A 21,483-nucleotide genomic window follows, 5' to 3' on the forward strand; every position below is an offset into this window, starting at 1 on the left:
GCAGACCAGGAATCAAGGAACCCGGCGCACCTCTTCTGATAGGGATGTAGAGTCTCAGGGGTAATATCAGCACACCTGAGCGAGGTCTAGTCCTTGCTCGTCGATCCGGAGTTGAAAATGGATTTTACTGTCATTGACGTTGAGACCGCTAATCCCAATCTAGCGAGCATTTGTCAGGTAGGGATTGCAGTATTCCGGGGCGGGGTGCTTCACGAGTCCTGGAGCTCGCTGGTCAACCCTTACGACTACTTTCACCCGATGAACGTATCTGTGCACGGAATTGATGAAAGCATGATCGCAAGCGCCCCATCTTGGGCGGAGGTTTATCCTCGGATCCTTCCATTTGTGACGGGCCAGATTGTTGCCAGCCACATGCCTTTTGACCGGATTGCTACGCAGAGAGCTTGCCAGAATTCGGGCCTGGACCACTTTGACTGCTCCTGGCTAGATACAGCGCGAGTGGCGCGCCGAGCATGGAGTGAATTTTCCCGATCAGGATATGGGCTGAAAAATCTAGCATCTACTTTCGGCATTACCTTTCAACACCACGACGCACTTGAAGATGCGCGTGCGGCTGGCGAAATACTACTTCGCGCCATAGCTCACACTGGCTCCTCCGCTGTTGAATGGTGTTCCATCGCTGATCGCCCCCTGTCGCCAGCGCTACGCACTACCGAAGGCCTCACAGTGGTGCAGGATGGCGTCCTGGCTGGAAACGTAGTTGTGTTCACCGGGGCGCTATCTATATCTCGTCGGGATGCTTCAGAGATGGCAGCGGCGAGTGGCTGTGAGGTGGGCGCAGGCGTGACCAAACACACCACGCTTTTAATCGTTGGCGATCAGGACATCAGCCGATTGGCTGGAAAAGATAAGAGCTCGAAACATGTCAAAGCAGAGGAGTTAATTTCTAAAGGGCAGAAAATTCGCATATTGGGGGAAAGCGATTTTAAGGCACTGCTACGGTCGGTTTAGACAGGCAGAAGGTACTTGGCTATGTCCGGCGTAAAGGTCACAGTCATTTTCGTTTTCGTGCAAACAAGTGTGCGCTCTGTCTTTAGGTCAACGTCGAGGTCTTCTCCCCGGAGGCCTTGCCACTGTGCCAGGTACTTGAGCGAGCCAAATTTTTCAAGCTTGAGCAACTGGCGACCTACACCGCCTTTCCATCCAAGCACTGGAAGCTCCCCATTCTTGCATCCAGCGGCGAGTTCCGGTTTCTCCTCAGCGCGCTTGCGGCCAACTTCCCAGCACGTGATCAAGCCATGATCTGAGCTACTCCACATTTCCTCGTGACTTAATCCGGTTCTTAAAGGCTCATTGATATTGCGTCGAACGATCATCTCTCATTGCTCCTGTTTTTTTCGCGCCTGAGTTGGAGGTGCCAAGTATGCATCACTCCTGATGGCTGACCATGTTGTCGTAAAAACCGCGTCATGGACGTACCTGCTTTGTGAGTGAGGTCTGTCGAGGTTTTGAAATGCGCAGACTCGAGGTGCCTGGACCAAAGGTAAAATGCATTGTGCTCCCCGTACAGGATTTTAACGCCGTTGCGGAGTTCTTTGAGGAAGACGAAAAGCATCGGCCCGAACGCTGCCACTCTATATCCAACTCGACCAAGGCAGCCAGGCCGTCGACTGATTTTCGAAAGTCGACGGCTTGGGACAGAGATAGAGGTTTTCGACTTTAGCGTCGGGTCGCTTCATGAGGTGCCGGCTCCGGAAAAGAATCGGCAGCACCGCATTGGAGACCAGTTAATCGCTTTGAATGTAGAGTTTTTGGAATGCTTTCGGAGTTTCCAAAAGGCCGGGTTGCTGTAACGCGACTCGGCCTTTTTTTGTTGTGCTACTGCGAGGATGCTTTTGCGTTGTTGGTGGGCACCAGTATCGCCAGCAAACGCTCGATGAATAATGTTCCCAAGACCACTAATTGTTGGCTGCCCAACAGCTTTTGACGGTGTACGCCTTCAAGCTCGAAGGCAAGGTCAGTGATGATTGCGTCCAGCGAGGCGAGGGTTTCGCTGGCTTGGATCAGCAGTGTTTCGGTATTGGCGCTTTCATTGATGCTGAAGAGAGAAGCTGGAGGATTGGGCGTGATTTTTTTCATGATGAAGCTCCCACACTGTTTGAGGAGCTGACACCCTCTGCTGTCAAACAGTAATGGGTGGCAGCTGTACGCGGGTTGACAGACCGGAAGTGTAGGAACCCGGCGCACCCGAGGATGCCCCACGCACAGCCGCCATGAACGAGACGGAACACGCAAAGCATGCCGCTAAATCAAGGGGTGTGACAGGTTACACTTTTCGGCCTGTCAAAGCCGGTCGCTGATGGGCAGCGACAAAGGGAAGTTAGCGCCAATTTTGGAGCATGCGCCAGTTCACCGATGGCTCGACATTTCGTAGGAAGGATCCGAAGGCTTGGCTGCTGGGGAGTTTTTAATCTCCAGAAACGGCAAAACCCGCACTGGGCGGGTTCTGTCGATGCTTCGAATTGGTGGGCCGGGGTAATCTGAACAGGTCATCCAATATATTGATTAATAAAGAAATTATCTGTTAAATTATTTTAATGGAATACCATTTGGAATACCGATTCATAGAGTGCGGGGAAATACGATGCGCCCCGTTTTTCTTAGGGAGTCACTAGGTTAACGGTTTTCCGATTTCCGTCAGGTATTTGCCTGCTTTCGCTTCTGCTGTAATCAGCCGCTCCAAAAACGAGCCACGCTTTAGATCGTGCGTTTTTGCCAGCTCATCGAGGAGTGTGATTACGGTTGTCGACAACATAACGTTGACTTGCTTCTTGTCTGGTGTGCGTTCGCCGAACTGCTGGCGGCTCCATCGCTGCTTGATACGCTGAATAATGGCCTTCTGCTCGTTTCTTTCAATCTTCGCTCTGTCGAAGAAGATGAGCAGGTCTTCATAGCTGCTGATAGGCAGCTGTCTTCTCGGCATGGACTGATGGTTTCTCTCCAACCACTCCCATGCGCATTCGCAGCGTTTTGCGCCTGTCTTCTTATCTTCAAACCAAGCGAACGCGCCGTCCCCTGCTTTGTGCCTAAGCCACTCTCGACGGAGGCGTTCGATTTCGTCTGCCTTATCTGCAATATCGGCATTCCAGAGGTCGAGCATGGCTATCAGGCGGTTTCTTCCGGCGAGGTGTACTGCTCCTCGGGGCAGACCTCGAAGAGGCCCTAAATCCGTGATGCCTTCAATCCGGCCTAGCAGCCACTGATATTGCCTTTCGTCGCCGTCAATCCATTTGAGGTGTTCATCCAGGACCATAAACCGGTCTTTCTCCTGGCTCAATCTCCTGCGCACATCATTTTTCCGCGTCAGGCACTGAGCGATCGTATTCCTCATGGTCAGTCCGTTGCACGTGGCGGGGTCTAGGTCGGCCTTTTCAAAATGGTAAAGGTACAGCCATAACCAGATGTCGCGACGGGGGCTCTGTTTCGACTCGTTGAGTAGCTGAGCCAGCTCATCTCGCCCAGCATCCTTTACAGCAACGCCATCTCTTACGGCCATAGATAAATCCTATCAATTACAACAAGTATTAAGTTTATAGCTATTTTTATAGATCGCTATTCTAGTGCAATTCTATGTCAGCTCTATGATTGCTCTATGAAGATTCAATGAGAATTGTATATCTATTCTAGGTTAATTCTATGTTTTAAATAATCGTAAAAAACTTCGTATTTATTGGAGTCTAGAAGGGTTTTTAAAGGGTTAGTCGGTAAGCGGATGATGCATTTACCGTATGATTTTATCAATTTCAATAAGGATCTTTTTTTGGAGCTGCCACAAGGGCGCTGGCGGATGGTTGAAACAGAGGTTGTGTCGAGTACCGATGAGGTCAGTCGGAGCCTGCGGAGGCGTTGATGGTGGTGCTCTCATTGCCAATGAGTTAGTGATGTCGACTGCACCTATGAGCGGTCATGGGAGAGGAGATAGGGTTTGCCTCTATTAGCCCGTCGCGGCTTATCCAGGCAAAGGACATGGTCGAGGGAAGGGCTGATCGCGGCAGGGGCCATTCGTCGTCATGGCGATTGAGCGGCTAAGGTATTTGCGGAGCGACTGACATCGGAATGGATGGGTAGCCATTGAAATCCTCACTAAAATCGACTCGCACTTGCAGGTAGGTTTTGCCTTGGCGGATTCAAGACAGTTGAAGCATCAGGAAATGCTAGGGCGATTTACGCTGCGAGGGAAGTAACCAGTTTTTTCATACCGGCCCCGCCAATTCTCTGAACCAATCAGAGGGCTGCGGCCATGAAGAAATTGCTCCGTAAGAAAGACGTGCTGGCGGCTACAGGCTTTAAGAACTCGACGCTGTACAAATACATCTCCGAGGGCAGATTCCCGAAACCTGTGTCATTAGGGGAGCGTGCGGTCGCGTGGGTAGAAAGTGAGGTCGAGGCTTGGATCGAAGCGCGGATCAGTGCGCGTGATTTGGCTGAAGAGATGTAGGCCGGCAACCACGGTAACGGGTTTGAGTCACGATTTTTCATGATGCGCCATGACTGGCTCACTGCCGGTCATGGCGTTTATGCGGCCTGGGGTGGGTGTGCTCTCGGCTAACTCCCTCAGAAGGCGGTTGGGTAAATTTCTCGGAAGGCTTGGGAGCTTTGATCCTTATTGCCCTATCTGGTCGGGAGCGTTCACTTGAGTCGGAGCTGCATCTATTTATATAGCTAATAGCTCCTAGTTAGATATTCACTACCAATCTACTAGCCATGAGATAGTCATCACGACATATGGATAATTTACCTACAGTCCAGTCATTGGAGGTTATCAAGGCGGGAGGTCACTGGTTATAAATTGCACAGTCGGTATCTGGTATGAAAACGACTACCAGGTCCACAATCATGAGCAACTGCAACCCCTACACCAGCCTCCCCCAATCCGATGTCTCGATTCAGATCGAGCGACTCGTCAAGGCTATCGAGCAGTGCGACACCCCTGCATTCCGGTTGCCAGGCTTACGCTCAGCTCATGAGCCGCCAGAGCGGACAAGGCTCTCCCGGTACTTCGATCGCATCCAGCAGATGGTTGATTTATTCGATGATCGTTGCCAATACCGTTACAGCGAACACCTGCAAGCGTTCTGGGACGCCTGCCAGGACATTGGGCTGGAGCGGAGCTGTACAGGGCCTGTTTGCTTAAACGATAGCGCTACAGCCTACCTGGACCATTACAGCAGTATGAACGTGCTAGTTAACCGGATCCGTCAATTGACTGGTGAGCTGCGGTATGGCCGCCAGAAGGGGGATCGTCGCTATCTGGCTCAGCAGCAGGCGGAGCGTGTGTGTGACTACTCGGATGCTATGGTTGATCGCTACTCGCGGACCCTAATCATTCGGGTCAATCTGTATTACCGCCAGACGGTTCAGACTAAGCAGCGTGTCGAGCAAGTATTCGACGATCTAGACCGGTTGCTCGCTGAGCGTGAGCGTAACCCGATTTTCGACTATCTCATTGGCTATATCTGCGCAGTAGAGCAGGGGGAGGATCGCGGCTACCACATCCATGCGGCTTTCTTCTTCAACGGTAACGAGGTATGGGCTGACGTCTACAAGGCCCAGCAGATTGGTGAGTTGTGGGAGCGCATTACTAGAGGGCAGGGCTACTTCCACAGCTGCAACCACGACAAGGAAAAGTACAAAGACGACGACAGGCTGGGTATAGGCATGATTCTTCGAAGCGACCGGAAGATACGCAGTCATGTCCACTATGCGATGCGCTACCTGGTCAAAGACGATCAGCAGCTCCGGTTGAAGCCCTTTGGGGCTCGATGTCTGCGGATAGGGCAGATTAGCAGATAGCTCGTCAGCGACAGCGTCAGGGTTATGTGTGGGCGGCAGAATGGAACTTGACGCGCCGCGACAAGGTAAGTTGTTTGCTGACTGCCTCAAGTGTGGAAGCCGGAATTTCAGCCAACGGCGTGCAGGAGTTATGGGTCTAACGCTGGGCGACGCGATCCTCCATCGGCTGTTCATAACGCTTATCGGATCGAACTGAGGGGTGAAACGATGCGCAGACGCGTGACGAAATTAACGACGACAGGGACTTCAGTTTAACAATGCAAAACTGCGTTGCTGCACTCCGACTTTCTGGCCGTATGAGCGTGGAGTGGATGGCGGGATGTTGGCGAGCTTGGTGGCCGGATAGCGTGGAATGCGCAATTGAATCCTGAAAATCAGCTTTAACCTTATTTAAACGGACAAAAACAGCTAATATCAGCACGTTTTTTTATCGGCAGATTTAGCTATGACTGATCGTTGGTACAGCGTTGATGAAATTGCCGAACACCTCGGCGTCAGCAAGGATACCGTTTATGCCTGGATCGCCAAACGCAGCATGCCAGCCCACAAGGTCGGTCGGTTGTGGAAATTCCAGAAGGTGGAGGTAGATACCTGGGTCAAAGCAGGCGGAGCCAGTGACGAATCGCAACAGGCGCAAAGCGATGGCTGAGCGTTATCGTCTTTCTTTCACCACGGGTGGGCTATTTTTGCAGGAGGCACCGCTGGTTGTGGAGCGCTATCTAACGCTGCGTGATTGGAAGAATACGCGGGAGCAGGTGCGTGGTGAAAACCTGTTGCAAGTTCGTACATTATCTGCGGCGACACGTATCAGTAAGGAATTGATCGCGCGTCTGGAGCTGTTGAGTCCAGAGGAACTGGAGTTCTTGGTGGATGGCAGCATGCGCGAACAAGGCTACCTCCTGTGGGCTGCAACATGCCGGCGCTATGCATTTATCCGCGATTTCGCACGCGAAGTTCTGCGCGAGCATTACCTGCTTATGCGCCTACAACTCACGACAAGCGATTACGATGCCTTCTGCAATGCCAAAGCTTTGTGGCATGCCGAGCTGGATGAATTGGCTGCGTCCACGCAAAGCAAATTACGGCAAAATCTGTTTCGCATGTTACGAGATGCCAGCTTGATCAGCGCACAGCAGCAGATTCAGCCTGTGTTGATAACTCCAGTGCTGGCCCATTTACTGGCCCGCCACGGTGAAGAGCAATTGATGATATTTCCGGCAACTGACCATGAAATTAAAAGGTGGCTGCAATGAGTCAGAAAATCAGTCAGCAGCCGCTGGCGGCTCGTTTTGAGCACCTAGTGAATGTCATGAGTGGACGGCGCTTTCTGGAAATGAAGGGGCTGAATAACGATCTGCCGTTCTATATCTGCGAATTCAAGGCGGCAGAGGCCTTTGAGATACAACGCATGCAGCGGCAATTGGTCAATACGCTTGCTGGCTTGCGTGTCGATTGCATACACGGGCGTGGCGTGAAGGTGTTGGAAATCAGCCTCTATGACCTGACCATCGATCTTTTAAAAGCTCGTGAAGGCGGTGACGAAGGGGTCAGTTTGTGGGAGCAGATCCGGGCAGTTGAATCTGATTTAGACAAAGATAGCCTATTAGAGCTTTTGCAGGGTGTTTTGGATGTCAAGGAACATCTGATCCCGGCTATTGGTGAGCGGATTACCCGGGAGGATTACGACGTTTTGTTTCTCTCCGGCATCGGAGAAGTTTTTCCCTATATCCGCTCGCACAACGTACTCAATAACTTGCAAAGCACGGCCAAGAACAAACCTACGGTGATGTTCTTCCCCGGTGAGTATCGGCATTCGCTGGAACAGGGCGCGTCACTGGAGTTGTTCGGTTTGCTACACGACGACAAATATTACCGCGCATTCAATATTTTCGAGTCTCAGGTGTAAGGAAGCAGTCAATGGAACTCAATGGTATTTTCAAAAACTCCGTCGGCCGTCCGATTGAAGGCGTCATTAAAGCTGACGACGAGACCAGCCTGTACAACGAGCTGAGCGAATACGTACTCACTGACGAAGTTGCCAAGCGGCTTGAGCATTTCCTGGATGCCTACACTGATTACCATCATGCCAACGGCGTCTGGGTGTCTGGTTTCTTCGGCTCGGGTAAGTCGCACCTGCTTAAAATGCTTGCCTTATTGCTGGAAAACCGCCGAGTTGATGGTAGTACTGCACTGGATATTTTTCTGCCCAAGATCAAGGGTGACGATGAGTTGCTGCGCGCTCAGCTCAAGAAAGCTGTAGCCATCCCGTCGAAAAGTATCCTCTTCAACATCGACCAGAAAGCCGACATCATCAGTAAGACTCAGATCGACGCCTTGCTTTCGGTGTTTGTCAAAGTGTTTAACGAAACGTGCGGTTACTACGGTAAACAGGGGTATATCGCCCAGTTTGAGCGCGATCTAGACAGTCGCGAAATGTTCCACCCGTTCAAGGGTGCCTACCAGAGCATCGCTAACAAGTCCTGGGAGCGTGGTCGCGAACAGGCGCTGCTGGAGGCAGGTAACATCGCTAAAGCCTACGCTCAGATCACTGGCGAAGACCTGGCACTATCCAAGGGTATCCTCGACAAATACCGTGCCCAGCACAGTGTCTCCATTGAAGACTTCGGCAACCAAGTCAAGGAATGGCTGGATAAACAACCAATCAACTTTCGTTTGAACTTCTTTGTCGATGAAGTCGGCCAGTACATCGCCGATAACACGAAGCTCATGACCAACCTGCAGACCGTGGCGGAAAGTCTGGCCACCAAGTGCCAGGGTAGGGCGTGGATTATAGTCACCGCACAGGAGGATATGGACTCCGTGATGGGGGACATGAGCAAGCAGCAAAGCAACGACTTTTCTCGGGTCCAGGCGCGTTTTGCCAACCGCCTCAAGCTAACCAGTGCCGACGTGGCTGAGGTGATCCAGAAGCGCTTGCTTACCAAGAACGATACCGGTGCGGAGTTGCTGAAAACCGTCTACGAACAACAGTTCAACAACTTCAAAACCCTCTTCGAGTTTGCCGACGGCGGCCAGCACTATCAGAACTTCCGCGATCTGGAGCACTTCACCTACTGCTATCCATTCGTGCCGTACCAGTTCCCGCTGTTCCAGTCGACTATTCGTGGAATATCCATGCACAACGGCTTTGAGGGCAAGGCTAACTCGGTGGGCGAGCGCTCCATGCTCGGTGTATTCCGCGAAGTAGCCATGGCTATCGACAACGAACCAGTGGGCCAGCTGGCGACCTTCGATCGAATGTTCGAAGGCATTCGCGGCGCGCTGAAAAGCGCTATTCAAAGCGCCATCAACAATGCCGAGCGGCACCTTGGCGACCCATACGCGGTGCGCGTGCTCAAAGCACTGTTTTTGGTCAAGTACGTCAAGGAGTTCAAGGCCACTCTGCGCAATCTCAATGTACTGATGCTGGAACGTTTTGGAGAAGATATTCCAGCCCAACGTAAGAAGCTGGAAGCGGCAGTTAACTTACTGGAGCAGCAAACCTACATTCAGCGCAATGGCGAGATCTACGAGTACCTGACCGACGAGGAGAAGGACATCGAAGAAGAGATCAAGAATACTGAGATCGAATCTGCCGATGTCATCAAGGAGCTGGAAACCTTACTTTTCGACGGTGTGATCAAACAGCGCAAGGTCCGCTATTTAAACGGTCAGGACTACGCGTATACGCGCAAAATGGACGACCGCTCACTTAGTCGTGAGTTTGAATTGGCCATCCACATAGTCACTCCACTTAGTGATAATTTCGATAACCTCTCAGTGCAACGCATGCAAAGCATGGGCCGCGATGAGCTGCGCGTGGTGCTGCCGGCTGATGCCCGGTTCATGCAGGATCTCACCCTGCACAAGCGCACTGAAAAATACATCCGGCAGAACAGCAGTACCCAGCAGGAAGCGGTCAAACGCATCATCGATGCCAAGGGCTTTCAGAATACGGAGCGTTTGGCTGAGCTCCAAGGTCGTGCCAGAGAGTTGCTCGGCAAAGCGCACTTGATTATCAACGCTGCCGATGTAGATGCCAGTAGTAACGACGGTCAAGCCCGTATTCTCAAAGGCTTCTACCAACTGATCGAAACTACTTATCCGAACTTGCGTATGCTGCGCGATGTGCCGTTTAACGAGAACGACATCGGCAAATACTTGCGCCAGGCCCAGGACGGCTTGCTTGGCAACGACGTCACAAGTCTGACCGAGCCTGAGCAGGAGCTGCTGGCTTATATTCAGAGCAACGCCCGCAGCGGTGTGCGTACTACGGTCAAAACTCTTTTGGAGCGCTTCGAGCGTAAAAATTACGGTTGGTACTATGCAGCTATCCTCTGCAATCTCGCTCTGCTTTGCGCACGCAGTAAGGTGGAAGTCCGGCAAGACAGCAACCCTCTGGAAGGCGAAAACCTGGAGCGCAGCCTGCGTAATACCAATGCCCACACCACCTTGGTGCTGGAGCCGCAAATAGAGTTCAGCGCCTCCCAAGTTCGCCATCTCAAAGAGTTTTTTGCTGACTTTTTCGACCGTCCCGCCAGCTGCAACGAAGCCCGTGCTCTGGCGCGTGAAACCATCGAAGCCATCAAAGAACTGGAGACTGGCTTAGCTGAGCTGCATGGGCAAAAAACCTTGTATGGTTTTCTCACCGTGCTGGATGGAGTGATGGCTACTCTCAAGGAAATTGGCAGCAAAAATGCCAGCTGGTTTCTTACCGACCTGTCCCGCGCTTCCGACTCCATGCTCGATACAAAAGAGCAGATTATTGAGCCGCTATGTCGTTTCATGGGCAGCCCGCAAAAAGCTATTTACGATCAGGCTCGCCAGCTGGTGCTGGAGCAGGAAGACAATTTCGCATATGTGGGCACGCATGACGTCGACATTGTTCGAGGGGTGCTGACTGACAATCGCCCGTGGCAAGGTAATCGCCTGCAGCAAGCCAAGCCTATACTGGACTCTTTGCAGCAACGCATTGTCAATCAACTGGAGATTGAAAAAAAATCCGCCGCCAATCGTCTCGACGAACTGTCCCATCGGCTGCAGAGCACTGATGAATACGCGGGCCTTAGTTCGGAGGATCAGGCAAAACTGGCCAAACCTTTCGCTGGCGCTGTGCTGGCGCTGCAAGGTCAGAAACGGATTGCAATGATCCGCGATCAGTTGCGTGACTTTGAAGATGAGCGCTATCCGCAGTTGTTGTTGCAACTCGAATGTCTGGCCAAGCCAAAATCGGTCGTCCCTCCTTTCAGCGCTTCAGCTGGGACTGCCGAGTCGCCTGATGGCGGCAAACCAGCGACTACAACACCTCCAGCATCCCCCGTTGAACCCCGCCTGGTGCCAGCCCGCACGATCAAGGTGGCTTATGCCAAACCTTGGCTGGCCAACGAGTCTGAACTGGATGATTATCTCCAAAAACTGCGCGAAGCCTGGCTGAAGGAAATTCAGACTGGTAATCGCGTGCAGGTGTAAAGGCTCATATGCTAGAAAAACTCGAACTAAAGAATTTTGCTAAGTTTGCTGATCTCATCATTCAATTTTCGCCACGCATCAATATCCTCATTGGCGAAAACGGCACGGGGAAGACTCAGTTGCTTAAGGCCGCCTACGTCGCCCACTCAGCTTTGAGCGATGAGCTGCAAGGTGCAGATCTGGCCAAGCGGCTTTGTAGAGTCTATCAACCTACAGGCGACAGTCTTGGCAAACTGGTTCGGCATGGCACCCCGGTGGGATCGCACGCCGAAATACACTCTCAATTTGCTGGCGGCCAACGCTTGCGGGCCAGGTTTACCTCAGCCTCGAAAACCGCATCATTAACCGAGATCATCGCTCAACCCGCTCTGGGCGCCCCGCTTTTCTTGCCCACCAAGGAGGTGCTATCCCTGTTGCGCGGCATTAAAAGCAAAGATGCTGACCTGAAAACCATAGAGTCTATCTTCGACAGCACCTACTTGGATCTCTGTGGAAAACTGATAGTTAAGAAACCACTCAAGACGGGAGACCTCATCGAAAGTGATCCTCGTTTCGGTGCTGTTTACGAAAAACTGGTGAATGCTCTGGAGGGGCGCTTTAGTCTGACCGACGTCGGTGGGTCGGTGCTGATGTCTTATGATCCGGGCCAGTACCTCGTGCAGCGAGACAAGGATCAGCACAACCTGAATACTCGCGTGAAGGAGGCATTTATCGCCAATAAGGGCGAAAGCGTGTCGGCAAACATGGCGGCTGAGGGTATCCGAAAACTTGGTATTCTTCAGCTGTTACTGCGAAATCGCCAGCTCGACCCGGGTCGAACTGGCACCGTGTTCTGGGACGAACCTGAAACCAATATGAATCCCAAACTGATGAAACTGTTGGTGGAAATAATGCTGGAGCTGTCACGCAATGGTCAGCAGGTCATTCTGGCAACTCACGATTACGTTCTACTTAAATGGTTTGATCTTCTTGTAAAAAGAGGACAGGGCGATCACATTATGTTTCATGCGCTTTCAAATGCAAATGGACAGTTGGTCGTACAGTCTGCAGATGACTACCGGCAATTGAACTGTAATGCCATCGCCAATACCTTCAGTAACCTCTATGACGAAGAAATCAAGCGCTCACTGGGAGTTGCTTGATGACCATTTTATCTGAGGATGACCTGGAGTTTGACTTCAATTTAGCTGTTGAGGCGATATGCTTCGATAACAACACCTTGCACCAGCAAAGCACGATGAAACGTGTGGATTTCATCGCCGAATTCGCCGACCACTATGTCTTCCTTGAGATTAAGGATCCTGATAGGCCGGCGGCCGCAAATCCAGACGCATTCACGCAAAAGTTACTAGGCGGGAACTTAATTCCAGATTTGGCTGGAAAGTACAGAGACAGCCTCTGGTTTCGAACGCTGAGTGGTAAAGCTGACAAACCCATTCAGTACATCGTGTTGCTGTCGATGGCCAGTTTAGAGCCTGCATTGCTTCTGGCAAAACAGGATGAGCTACAACGCGCATTGCCAATCCGGCATACAGACTGGCCTACGCCATGCGCTCAGGCCTGTGCCATTTTGAATTTAGAACAGTACAAAAAGAAGTTCGGCGCAGATTCTGTCCGCCGCTTGAGTGCCGGGGAGTAATTATGGAAACCACCAAACTACGCCGTTTTGCCCAATACGCCCGCCGCACGCTGTTGGAGCTGGTCGAGGCGCGCCTGCAACTGGTGTTGCAAGTCGGCAGCGCCGCGCGACGTGAAAACGCCGAGGCCATCAAGACGCTTGAAGAGGCGATTAATAGCCACAGCGAAGCGCAGGTGGTCGAGCGTGTGGCATATACCTGGTTTAATCGATTCTGCGCGCTGCGCTTCATGGATGTGAATCGCTACACCCGCATTGGCGTGGTATCGCCCGCCGAGGGGCAATTTCAGCCCGAGATCCTAGCCGAAGCCAAGATGGGGCATATTGACGGAGAAACGGTGCCGGAAAAAATCCATCAACAGATCCTTGCCTTGCTTGGCGGAAACGCACCTAGCCATGACCCGCAGGGCGAAGCTTATCGCCTGCTGGTGGTGGCAGCTTGCAATGCCTGGCATAAGGCCATGCCATTCCTGTTCGAGCGAATCGACGACTACACTGAACTCCTGATGCCCGACGACCTGCTCTCGGGCAACTCCATCTTGGCCTATACCCGTGAGGCGATGACGCCAGATGCCTGTGTCGATGTTGAGGTAATCGGCTGGCTTTACCAGTTCTATATCTCTGAGAAAAAAGACTCGGTATTCGAAGGGCTAAAGAAGAACCAGAAGGTCACACCTGAGAATATTCCCGCTGCCACCCAGCTATTCACACCGCATTGGATTGTGCGTTATCTGGTAGAAAATTCTCTCGGCCGCTTGTGGCTGCTGAACCATCCTAGTTCGAAACTAGCTGAGCAGATGGAGTACTACGTCGCACCTGAACAGCCGGAAACCGATTTCCTGAAGATCGCCAGTCCAGAAGAAATCAAAATTTGCGACCCGGCCTGCGGTTCCGGCCACATGCTCACCTACGCCTTCGACTTGCTCTACGCCATTTACGAAGAGGACGGTGTTGACCCGGCCGAGATTCCGGAAAAAATCCTGACCTATAACCTTTATGGCGTAGAGATCGACGAGCGAGCCGGGGAGTTGGCCGCTTTTGCGCTGACTATGAAGGCCCGCGCCAAACAGCGCCGGTTCTTCAATAAAGGCATCAAACCTAACATCTGCGTGTTGGAAAACGTGAATTTTGCCGCAGATGAACTGGCTGAGTACATGAGCTTTGTCGGACGTGATCTGCTCACAGCGCCATTGCAAGCCACTCTGCGCCAATTCGAAGAAGCCGACAATTTTGGCTCCTTGATCCGGCCAGATGTCACCGATGTGGCAGAGGTACTCCGTTTGCTTGCCGCTAAAGACGTGGCCGGACAGCTGTTTCTGAGCGAGACGCACAGAAAAGTAATGCGAGCCCTGCGTCAGGCGGACTATCTCAGCCCTCGATACCATGTTGTGGTTGCGAATCCGCCTTATATGGGCTCAGCAGGGATGAACCCTACGCTGAAAGGTTTTGCAGCGAAGCAGTACAAAGTCAGTAAGGGTGATCTTTTTTCTATGTTCATTGAAAGATCCTTCGAACTGTCGAGACAGCATGGGTATATAGCTATGATCACGCTTCAGAATTGGATGTTTTTGTCCTCATATGAAGCAATTCGATCAGAAGTCCTCAAGTCTGCTCCAATCAAATCACTGGTGCAGGTAGGGTTTAACTCATTTCCAGAGCTAAACTCGAAATTCGCACTGGGAGCAGCCTTCGTTCTTCAGTTGCAAGGGACTGCGAAAGTTAGCGAATATATAAATCTGAACGATGCGCCCCATTCCTCAAATAAACAGGAAGTTTTTCTCGAGAGAAAGCGAAGTGGAAAAATATTTCGTGTAAATCCTCGGCAGTTTTTAAACATTCCAGGATCGCCCATCCAGTATTCTTTGAGCCAAGATGTTTTTCATGCTTTTGAGAAAAATCCGAAGTTCGGAGAGCTTGTCAATGCGCGTAACGGCATGACTACCGGTGATAATGAAAGTTTTGTCAGACGCTGGACCGAGGTGTCTTTTTCACGGATAGCCATCTCATCCCTCACTGATGCGAATACATCGAATGCGCGCTGGTTTCCTTACAATAAGGGTGGCCAGACTCGAAAATGGTATGGCAACCAAGAAATGATTGTCGACTGGAGAACCGATGGATATGCGATAAAGGCGATAAAGCCAAAGTCGACACCTCGAAACACGGACTTTTTTTTCCGTGAGAGCGTTTCGTGGTCAGATATAAACATCAAGAATCCATCATTCAGATTTTACGACAATAGTTTCTGCTTTGATGCTGCGGTAAATAGTGCATTCCCAAAAGATAGAAGTGAGCTCCTAAGGATTCTCTCCGCGTCCAATAACTGCTTTGTGTCCTGGATGGCACCAATCTTAAATCCGACAATGCATTTCAAAATTGGTGACTTCAGCGCATTGCCTGCGGTTTTTAGAACGGATGACAGAGTTGAGCAGGAGATGGAGGCCGTCTTAGCGATCGCACGCGCCGACTGGGACTACTCGGAAACCTCATGGAACTTCACGAGCTTGGCGCTATTGCATCCTGACTACCGTCAACCAACTTTGAAAGCCATTTACCAGAAGCTGAGAACTCATTGGTGCGAGATTACGCTGGAGACGCAGCGACTTGAGCAAGAGAACAACCGCATTTTCATTGAGGCTTATGGCCTGCAGCGTGAGCTAGTACCCGAGGTGCCGATCCGCGAAATTACCCTGACCTGCAACCCGCATTACCGCTACGGTGGCATCAAGACCGACGATGAGCTGGAGGCGCTGCTGCTTGCCGATACCATCCGCGAGCTGGTGTCATATGCCGTGGGTTGCATGTTCGGCCGCTATTCGCTTGACAAGCCTGGCCTGGTTCTGGCTAACCAGGGCGAGACGATCGAGGACTACTTAAAACAAGTGCCGGAGCCGAGCTTTGTGGCCGATGACGACAACGTCATCCCTATGCTCGACGGCGACTGGTTCACCGATGACATTACCGAGCGCTTCCGTAAATTCCTGCGCGTGGTCTTTGGCGAGGAGCATTTTGAGGAAAACCTGAGATTCATTGAGCTGGCTTTGGGCAAAAATGGCAACGCTCGCAGCATTCAGGAGTATTTCCTTAAAGATTTCTACACCGACCATGTAAAGCGCTACAAGAAGCGCCCCATCTATTGGCTGTTCAGCAGCCCCAACGGCACTTTCAATGTGCTGATTTATATGCATCGTTACCGGCCAGATACGGTGAGCGTTGCGCTCAATGGATACCTGCGCGACTTCCGCAAAAAGCTCGCAGCGCACTTGGACTACCAGCAGCAGGTGGGTATTAGCACCTCCGCGAGCCAGGGTGAGAAGACCCGCGCCCTCAACGAAATCGAGACACTGAAGAAGCAACTGTTGGAGCTGGACGACTACGAGCGTGACACTTTGTACCCGTTGGCCATCGAGCAGGTGGTCCTGGATCTTGATGATGGCGTTAAAGTCAATTACCTCAAACTAGGCTCGGCGCTCAAGAAGATCAATGGACTGGATGCCAAGGAAGACTGATATGTCAGGAGGCTTCGAGAAGGCGCTCACGACTCGCCAAGCGATACGCAATATCGATGGCTGGACGTTTGTGCTCCCGGCAATCCAGCGAAATTTTGTCTGGTCGCCCCAGCAGATCTGCATGCTATTTGATTCCCTAATGCGCGAGTAGAGGAACGTTTTCGATGATCGAGGAAGTGTTGGACGAAGATGAAGAGATCGAGGCCGCGGCATGAGTAACGCCAAAATCACTCAGGCCCTGAGCAACCTGTTCGACAAGCAGCGCATAGTGTTCTGGTATGACACGCGCCTTGAGTTTCGTGCTGATTTCGAGACGCTGGAGTTGCCGGATGTCGAGAAAATCGAGCTGGCTAACAATGAGTTTGGCGTGAAGTACCGCCTCCTACGGGAGCAACCGGAACAGAAGTTTCTGCTCTACCGTGAAGGTGCTGAGCCTCCGCATTTGCACAATTGGCTGTTGGATGTGCAGCTCGCCAGTGGCAATTGCTTCCGTACCGATCAGGTTGCCCTGTGGCTGGCTGAGCTGGAGTTGGGACCGGACTGCTATCCGTTGTTGGAAGCGCATGTGGCGTTTTTCGAATCAGCCAAGCGCCGCGAGGCACTCGGTAAGTTACTGGAGCCAGGTGATTCGCAGAACCTGCTACAACGCAAAATGCTTGCTGTATGCGCCGGCAACGAGCCGCGCCTAGATGTGATTCTTGAAAACCTGCTGGGTGATCTGGCCGCTAGCAAGGATGTGCGGATCAAGTTAATCGAAAGCAGCGGCTTGAGTGCCTATCTGTGGGAGCAGGTGAAGCGCGCCTATGGCTATAGCTCCGAGCAACCAGGGTTGCACGACTTCGTTATCGAGCTGTTTAAGGCTTGTTTCATGCTTGGGATCGACCCGGCTTATAAGGCGCGACTGTCCGCTGAGGCGCTGGTGTTCCTCAAACGCTGGAAGGACAGTCGTTCCCATGAGCAGAGTTTCGAGACACTATCTGAGCAGTGCGCAGCGGTGCTGCAGATCGACGACAAGCTACAAGCCCTGGACTGGCGTAGCCTGCTGGAGCTGGATTATTTCGAGCTGATCGACCGCAAGATCCTTAGTGAGCTGGTACGTGCCGTTGTGGCCCGTACAGTGACCGCTCAGGAGGTGGAGCAGTGGGTACGCCAGCGTCGTCAGAGCCACTGGTTTGAGCGCTTCAAGGATGTGTACCTGGCGCTGGAGCATGCGGCGCAGTTCATCCAGGTGCTGGATATCACGCAGCTGCAAATAGAGTCGCTGACTGATGGAGTGCAAAAGTACGCCAGCCATTGGTTCAGACTGGATCAGCGTTATCGCAAGTTCGTCTATCACCTGCGCGAATCCGGCCAGGCTTCGTTGCTGGGTGAGTTGGCTATTCAGGTCGAGAATCTGTACGGCAACAACTACCTGAGCCGTCTTAATGACCGCTGGCAGCAGCACGTGGATGCGGCTCAGCAGTGGGAGGCTGCGCCCGTTGTGCTGCAACGCAATTTCTTCAACCGCTTTGTGCAGCCCTTTGTGGAGCGAAAAACTAAGGTGTGCGTGCTGATTTCCGACGCGTTCCGCTATGAAGTAGGCGAGGAGCTGCAAAGTCTTATTCGTCAGGAAGATCGCTTTGAGGCCGAACTGGATCCGATGCTATCGATGCTGCCGAGTTACACCCAGCTAGGAATGGCGTCGCTGCTACCCAACAACAATCTGCAACTGGCCGACAATGACAGCGGTGATGCCATCGTGGATGGTCAGAGCGCTCAAGGCTCAGTCAACCGGGGCAAGATATTGGCGACCAGAGTTCCAGCATCCCAGGTGGTACGAGCCAAGGATCTACTGGCGATGAACCAGGCTGACTCTCGTGCCTTGCTGCGTGACAACGAGGTGGTTTACGTCTATCACAATCTGATCGACAAGACCGGCGACACTCGTGATACCGAGGAACGGGTATTTGCCGCGGCCGAGGAAACGCTTAGTGAGCTTATCCGTCTGGTGAAGAAGCTGACCAACGCCAATGCCAGTAATCTGCTGATCACTGCTGATCATGGCTTCATCTATCAGAATCATCCGCTGCAGGATAGTGATTTTCTCAGTAGTGAGCCGGAGGGCGGTGAGGTCCTCTACCGCGATCGGCGTTTTGTACTGGGTCGTAGCTTGCGCGAAGGAGCCAGTTTCAAAACTTTCAGCCCGTTGCAGTTAGGGCTGGCGGGTACGCTTATGGTACAGATTCCCAAGTCCATTAACCGTCTACGCCTTAAAGGCTCCGGCAGCCGTTTTGTGCACGGTGGTGCCACGCTGCAAGAAGTTGTGATCCCGGTCATTCGAATTAACAAGAAGCGCCAGAGCGATGTGGGCCGGGTGGATGTGGAGTTCATCGGTGGTGGTGGGAAGACCATCACCACCGGGCAGTTGGCGGTGGTCCTCTATCAAACCGAGGCAGTGACCGAGAAGCTGCAGTCGCGCCGACTGCGAGCAGGTCTGTTCACGCTGGATGGTGAGCTAGTATCCGATCAGCATGAGCTGTTGTTCGACTTCAGCTCTGCTAACCCGCGTGAACGGGAGTTGCCCGTGCGCTTCATTCTTAGCCGCAGGGCAGATGAGGCAAATAATCAGCAGGTGGAGCTGCTCCTTGAAGAGACCGTGGAAGGCACTACACACTTCACACGGTACAAAGCCGCTCGTTACTCCATTCGCCGCTCGTTCAGTAGCGAGTTTGATTTTTAAGCAGGAGCTCCAATGAGTCAGCTCGACGACAAGATCAACCAGCACTTTGCCGGCCTGGTGGTGCGCAAGGACCTGGTCAAGGCGGTGAAAGGCAACGCTATTGTGCCTTCGTATGTGCTGGAGTACTTGCTCGGCCAGTACTGCGCGACCAATGACGAGGCGACGATTCAGACCGGTATCGAGACGGTCAAGGAGATCCTGCGCAAGCACTATGTTCACCGCAACGAGGCGGGGCTGGTGCGTTCGACCATCAAGGAAAAGGGCAGGCACAAGGTCATCGACCGCATTAGTGTCTCATTGAATGACAAGGATGACGTGTACGAGGCCGAGTTCGCCAACTTGGGCATCAAGAAGGTGCTGATCGACTCCAGCACTGTCAAGGCTCACCAGAAACTGCTCGTAGGCGGTGTTTGGTGTATCGCGGACGTGGAGTATGAGTACACCGAAGACAAATCAGCTTCGCCGTGGATCTTGTCTTCGCTTAAGCCGATTCAAATCTCCCGCTTTGATTTCGATGGCTACTTGGAAGCGCGCAAGCAGTTCACAACAGATGAGTGGATCGACCTGCTGATCCAGAGCGTCGGGTTCAATCCGCAGATGTTCGGTAAGCGCAATAAGCTCGCGCAACTTATTCGCTTGATCCCGTTCTGCGAGCGCAATTACAACCTGATCGAACTGGGGCCGAAAGGTACCGGTAAGTCGCACGTTTATTCAGAGTTCTCGCCCCACGGCATTCTGATCTCCGGTGGTGAAGTGACGGTGCCAAAGCTGTTCGTCCATAACGGCACAGGTAAGCTCGGCCTGGTGGGTTACTGGGATGTAGTGGCTTTCGATGAGTTTGCCGGCAAGCAAAAGCGAGTGGACAAGGCGCTGGTGGATATCATGAAGAACTACATGGCCAACAAGTCGTTCTCACGCGGAGTGGAAACCTTGGGAGCAGAGGCCAGCATGGTGTTTGTGGGTAATACTGATCACACCGTGCCGTACATGCTTAAGCACACGGACCTGTTCGATCCGCTGCCGGAAAAGTTCCACGATTCAGCCTTTCTCGATCGCATTCACAGCTACATCCCCGGTTGGGAAGTGGATGTCATCCGTGGCGAGATGTTCTCCAGTGGTTACGGCTTCGTGGTGGACTACCTGGCCGAGATCCTGCGCTCGCTTCGTAGTCATGATTACTCGAATCGCTACAAAGGCCAATTCACCCTGTCCGACCAGATTTCCACCCGCGACCGGGATGGCATCAACAAGACCTTTTCTGGTTTGATGAAGATCCTGTACCCGCATGGCGAGGCGACAGACGCTGAAGTGGAAGATGTATTGCGCACTGCAATTGAAGGGCGCAAGCGGGTGAAGGATCAGTTGCTACGCATTGACGCGACCTATCCGGCCGTTCGTTTTGCCTACAAGGGGGCTGATGCTCAGGAACGGCTGGTGCGCACTCTGGAAGAGGATGAGTATCCCAATCAATACCATCGAAGGGGAGCGACTGCAGTTTCTACTGCAGACTTACCCCAAGTCGGCACTGACCCTTTGGCGCTTATCGAGGCAGCGCCAGCCATGCAAGGGCCAACTTCGCGGGCATTCAACCCTGCGCGAATGGAACCAGTGCTGAGGGAGCAGCATTTGGTCTTCCACGAAAATCAGCGAGGACTGAGTTTTGACAAGTTGTTCAGTCCCTATCTGGTAGGTGCCAAGCGCATCATCATCACAGACCCCTATCTTCGTATGTTCATCAGTTGCGCAACTTGATGGAACTGATGGAGAGCATCAGCAAGCTGCAAGGCCCAGAAGATGAGGTAGTTGTTCATGTGGTGACCGTTGAGGATGATTCCAATGGTGGTCGTCAGACCGAATGCCTGCAAAAAATTGCAGATGCTTGCATAGGTGTTGGAATTCACTTTACCTGGGCTTACGACACCTCTGGCACCAAGCATGACCGTGACATCACCACTGATTCGGGTTGGAAAATTGTGCTTGGTCGTGGCTTGGACGTGTTCCAGCGCTTTGAACTGAATGATGCCTTCAGCTTTGCTAATCGCTTGCAGCAGCATAGGCAGTGCAAAGAGTTCAGCGTGACCTTTGTCAGGCTTGAGCCGGCTGCGGATTCGTAAGTTGTTTATGGTGACCAAGTAATTTGCAGTCTGGTTGCTGCTTGGTGCCAGGTATAAGGATAAAAAGGCTAATATCAACCGCCTAAGCGACACATAAACCAGGCACGGCAAAAAAACGAGGCGTGTATTGAGAGCGATGTTAGCGGTGCCGCCGGATTCTACGACAGCTCCAAGAAACACTACGCATTCACCCTACGTTCCGCGAGCGGAGCTGATTTTGTT

The 21,483-nt window shown here is 52.3% G+C and carries 17 protein-coding genes and 1 pseudogene; 14 read left to right on the forward strand and 4 right to left on the reverse strand.

All coding sequences use genetic code 11. The annotated features are described in order from the left end of the window. Positions 1 to 117: 117 nt before the first annotated feature. Positions 118 to 972 carry an exonuclease domain-containing protein gene (locus F0169_RS03245; RefSeq protein WP_152745510.1) on the forward strand — a complete coding sequence of 285 codons (855 nt, stop codon included), beginning with the start codon at positions 118 to 120 and terminating at the stop codon, positions 970 to 972. On the opposite strand, the gene F0169_RS03250 is transcribed toward F0169_RS03245, so the two are convergent. From F0169_RS03250 to F0169_RS03265, 4 genes are all read right to left on the reverse strand, one after another. Next, a complete protein-coding gene (locus tag F0169_RS03250) occupies positions 969 to 1,337 on the reverse strand; it encodes a hypothetical protein (protein WP_152745513.1) in 369 nt (122 codons plus the stop codon). The genes F0169_RS03245 and F0169_RS03250 overlap by 4 nt on opposite strands. Beyond that, a complete protein-coding gene (tnpB, locus tag F0169_RS03255; RefSeq protein ID WP_241679043.1) occupies positions 1,334 to 1,576 on the reverse strand; it encodes an IS66 family insertion sequence element accessory protein TnpB in 243 nt (80 codons plus the stop codon). Before tnpB ends, F0169_RS03250 begins: the two co-directional genes overlap by 4 nt. A gap of 263 nt (positions 1,577 to 1,839) precedes the next feature. Then, entirely contained in the window at positions 1,840 to 2,100 is a 261-nt protein-coding gene (locus F0169_RS03260) for a DUF6124 family protein (protein WP_152745514.1), read from the reverse strand. 532 nt (positions 2,101 to 2,632) lie between these two features. Continuing rightward, positions 2,633 to 3,517, reverse strand: coding sequence for a hypothetical protein (locus F0169_RS03265; RefSeq protein WP_152745516.1), 885 nt, complete (start codon positions 3,515 to 3,517; stop codon positions 2,633 to 2,635). 744 nt (positions 3,518 to 4,261) lie between these two features. Between F0169_RS03265 and F0169_RS03270 the strand changes: the two genes are divergently transcribed. The 13 genes and pseudogenes from F0169_RS03270 (at position 4,262) to F0169_RS27665 (ending at position 21,261) form a co-directional block, all read left to right on the forward strand. Beyond that, positions 4,262 to 4,459: a helix-turn-helix transcriptional regulator gene (locus F0169_RS03270; RefSeq protein WP_102368055.1), complete on the forward strand. Its 198-nt coding sequence runs from the start codon at positions 4,262 to 4,264 to the stop codon at positions 4,457 to 4,459. Positions 4,460 to 4,857: 398 nt separating this feature from the next. Further along, positions 4,858 to 5,814: a YagK/YfjJ domain-containing protein gene (locus tag F0169_RS03275; RefSeq protein ID WP_152745518.1), complete on the forward strand. Its 957-nt coding sequence runs from the start codon at positions 4,858 to 4,860 to the stop codon at positions 5,812 to 5,814. 139 nt (positions 5,815 to 5,953) lie between these two features. Next, a pseudogene (locus tag F0169_RS27525) lies at positions 5,954 to 6,069 on the forward strand (AAA family ATPase); the annotation flags it as partial. Positions 6,070 to 6,259: 190 nt separating this feature from the next. Next, positions 6,260 to 6,463, forward strand: coding sequence for a methylation-associated defense system helix-turn-helix domain-containing protein MAD1 (gene mads1 / locus F0169_RS03285; protein WP_152745520.1), 204 nt, complete (start codon positions 6,260 to 6,262; stop codon positions 6,461 to 6,463). Continuing rightward, positions 6,456 to 7,067 carry a DUF1819 family protein gene (locus tag F0169_RS03290; protein WP_152745522.1) on the forward strand — a complete coding sequence of 204 codons (612 nt, stop codon included), beginning with the start codon at positions 6,456 to 6,458 and terminating at the stop codon, positions 7,065 to 7,067. Before mads1 ends, F0169_RS03290 begins: the two co-directional genes overlap by 8 nt. Next, positions 7,064 to 7,720, forward strand: coding sequence for a DUF1788 domain-containing protein (locus F0169_RS03295; protein WP_152745524.1), 657 nt, complete (start codon positions 7,064 to 7,066; stop codon positions 7,718 to 7,720). The genes F0169_RS03290 and F0169_RS03295 overlap by 4 nt, the downstream gene beginning before the upstream one ends. A gap of 11 nt (positions 7,721 to 7,731) precedes the next feature. Continuing rightward, a complete protein-coding gene (gene brxC / locus F0169_RS03300; protein WP_152745526.1) occupies positions 7,732 to 11,283 on the forward strand; it encodes a BREX system P-loop protein BrxC in 3,552 nt (1,183 codons plus the stop codon). An 8-nt stretch (positions 11,284 to 11,291) separates the two neighbouring features. Then, on the forward strand, positions 11,292 to 12,425 hold the full coding sequence (locus F0169_RS03305) for an AAA family ATPase (protein ID WP_152745528.1): 1,134 nt from the start codon (positions 11,292 to 11,294) through the stop codon (positions 12,423 to 12,425). Beyond that, positions 12,425 to 12,922 carry a hypothetical protein gene (locus F0169_RS03310; RefSeq protein ID WP_152745530.1) on the forward strand — a complete coding sequence of 166 codons (498 nt, stop codon included), beginning with the start codon at positions 12,425 to 12,427 and terminating at the stop codon, positions 12,920 to 12,922. Before F0169_RS03305 ends, F0169_RS03310 begins: the two co-directional genes overlap by 1 nt. Positions 12,923 to 12,924: 2 nt before the next feature. Continuing rightward, positions 12,925 to 16,428, forward strand: a complete 3,504-nt coding sequence (gene pglX / locus F0169_RS03315) for a BREX-1 system adenine-specific DNA-methyltransferase PglX (protein WP_152745532.1) — start codon at positions 12,925 to 12,927, stop codon at positions 16,426 to 16,428. 211 nt (positions 16,429 to 16,639) lie between these two features. Then, positions 16,640 to 19,147: a BREX-1 system phosphatase PglZ type A gene (pglZ, locus tag F0169_RS03325; protein WP_152745535.1), complete on the forward strand. Its 2,508-nt coding sequence runs from the start codon at positions 16,640 to 16,642 to the stop codon at positions 19,145 to 19,147. A gap of 12 nt (positions 19,148 to 19,159) precedes the next feature. Continuing rightward, positions 19,160 to 20,899, forward strand: a complete 1,740-nt coding sequence (gene brxL / locus F0169_RS03330; RefSeq protein ID WP_241679040.1) for a BREX system Lon protease-like protein BrxL — start codon at positions 19,160 to 19,162, stop codon at positions 20,897 to 20,899. Then, positions 20,899 to 21,261, forward strand: a complete 363-nt coding sequence (locus F0169_RS27665; RefSeq protein WP_241679041.1) for an MIT C-terminal domain-containing protein — start codon at positions 20,899 to 20,901, stop codon at positions 21,259 to 21,261. Before brxL ends, F0169_RS27665 begins: the two co-directional genes overlap by 1 nt. Positions 21,262 to 21,483 lie beyond the last annotated feature (222 nt).

This window comes from Pseudomonas kitaguniensis, from assembly GCF_009296165.1.
Classification (GTDB): Bacteria; Pseudomonadota; Gammaproteobacteria; order Pseudomonadales; family Pseudomonadaceae; genus Aquipseudomonas; species Aquipseudomonas kitaguniensis.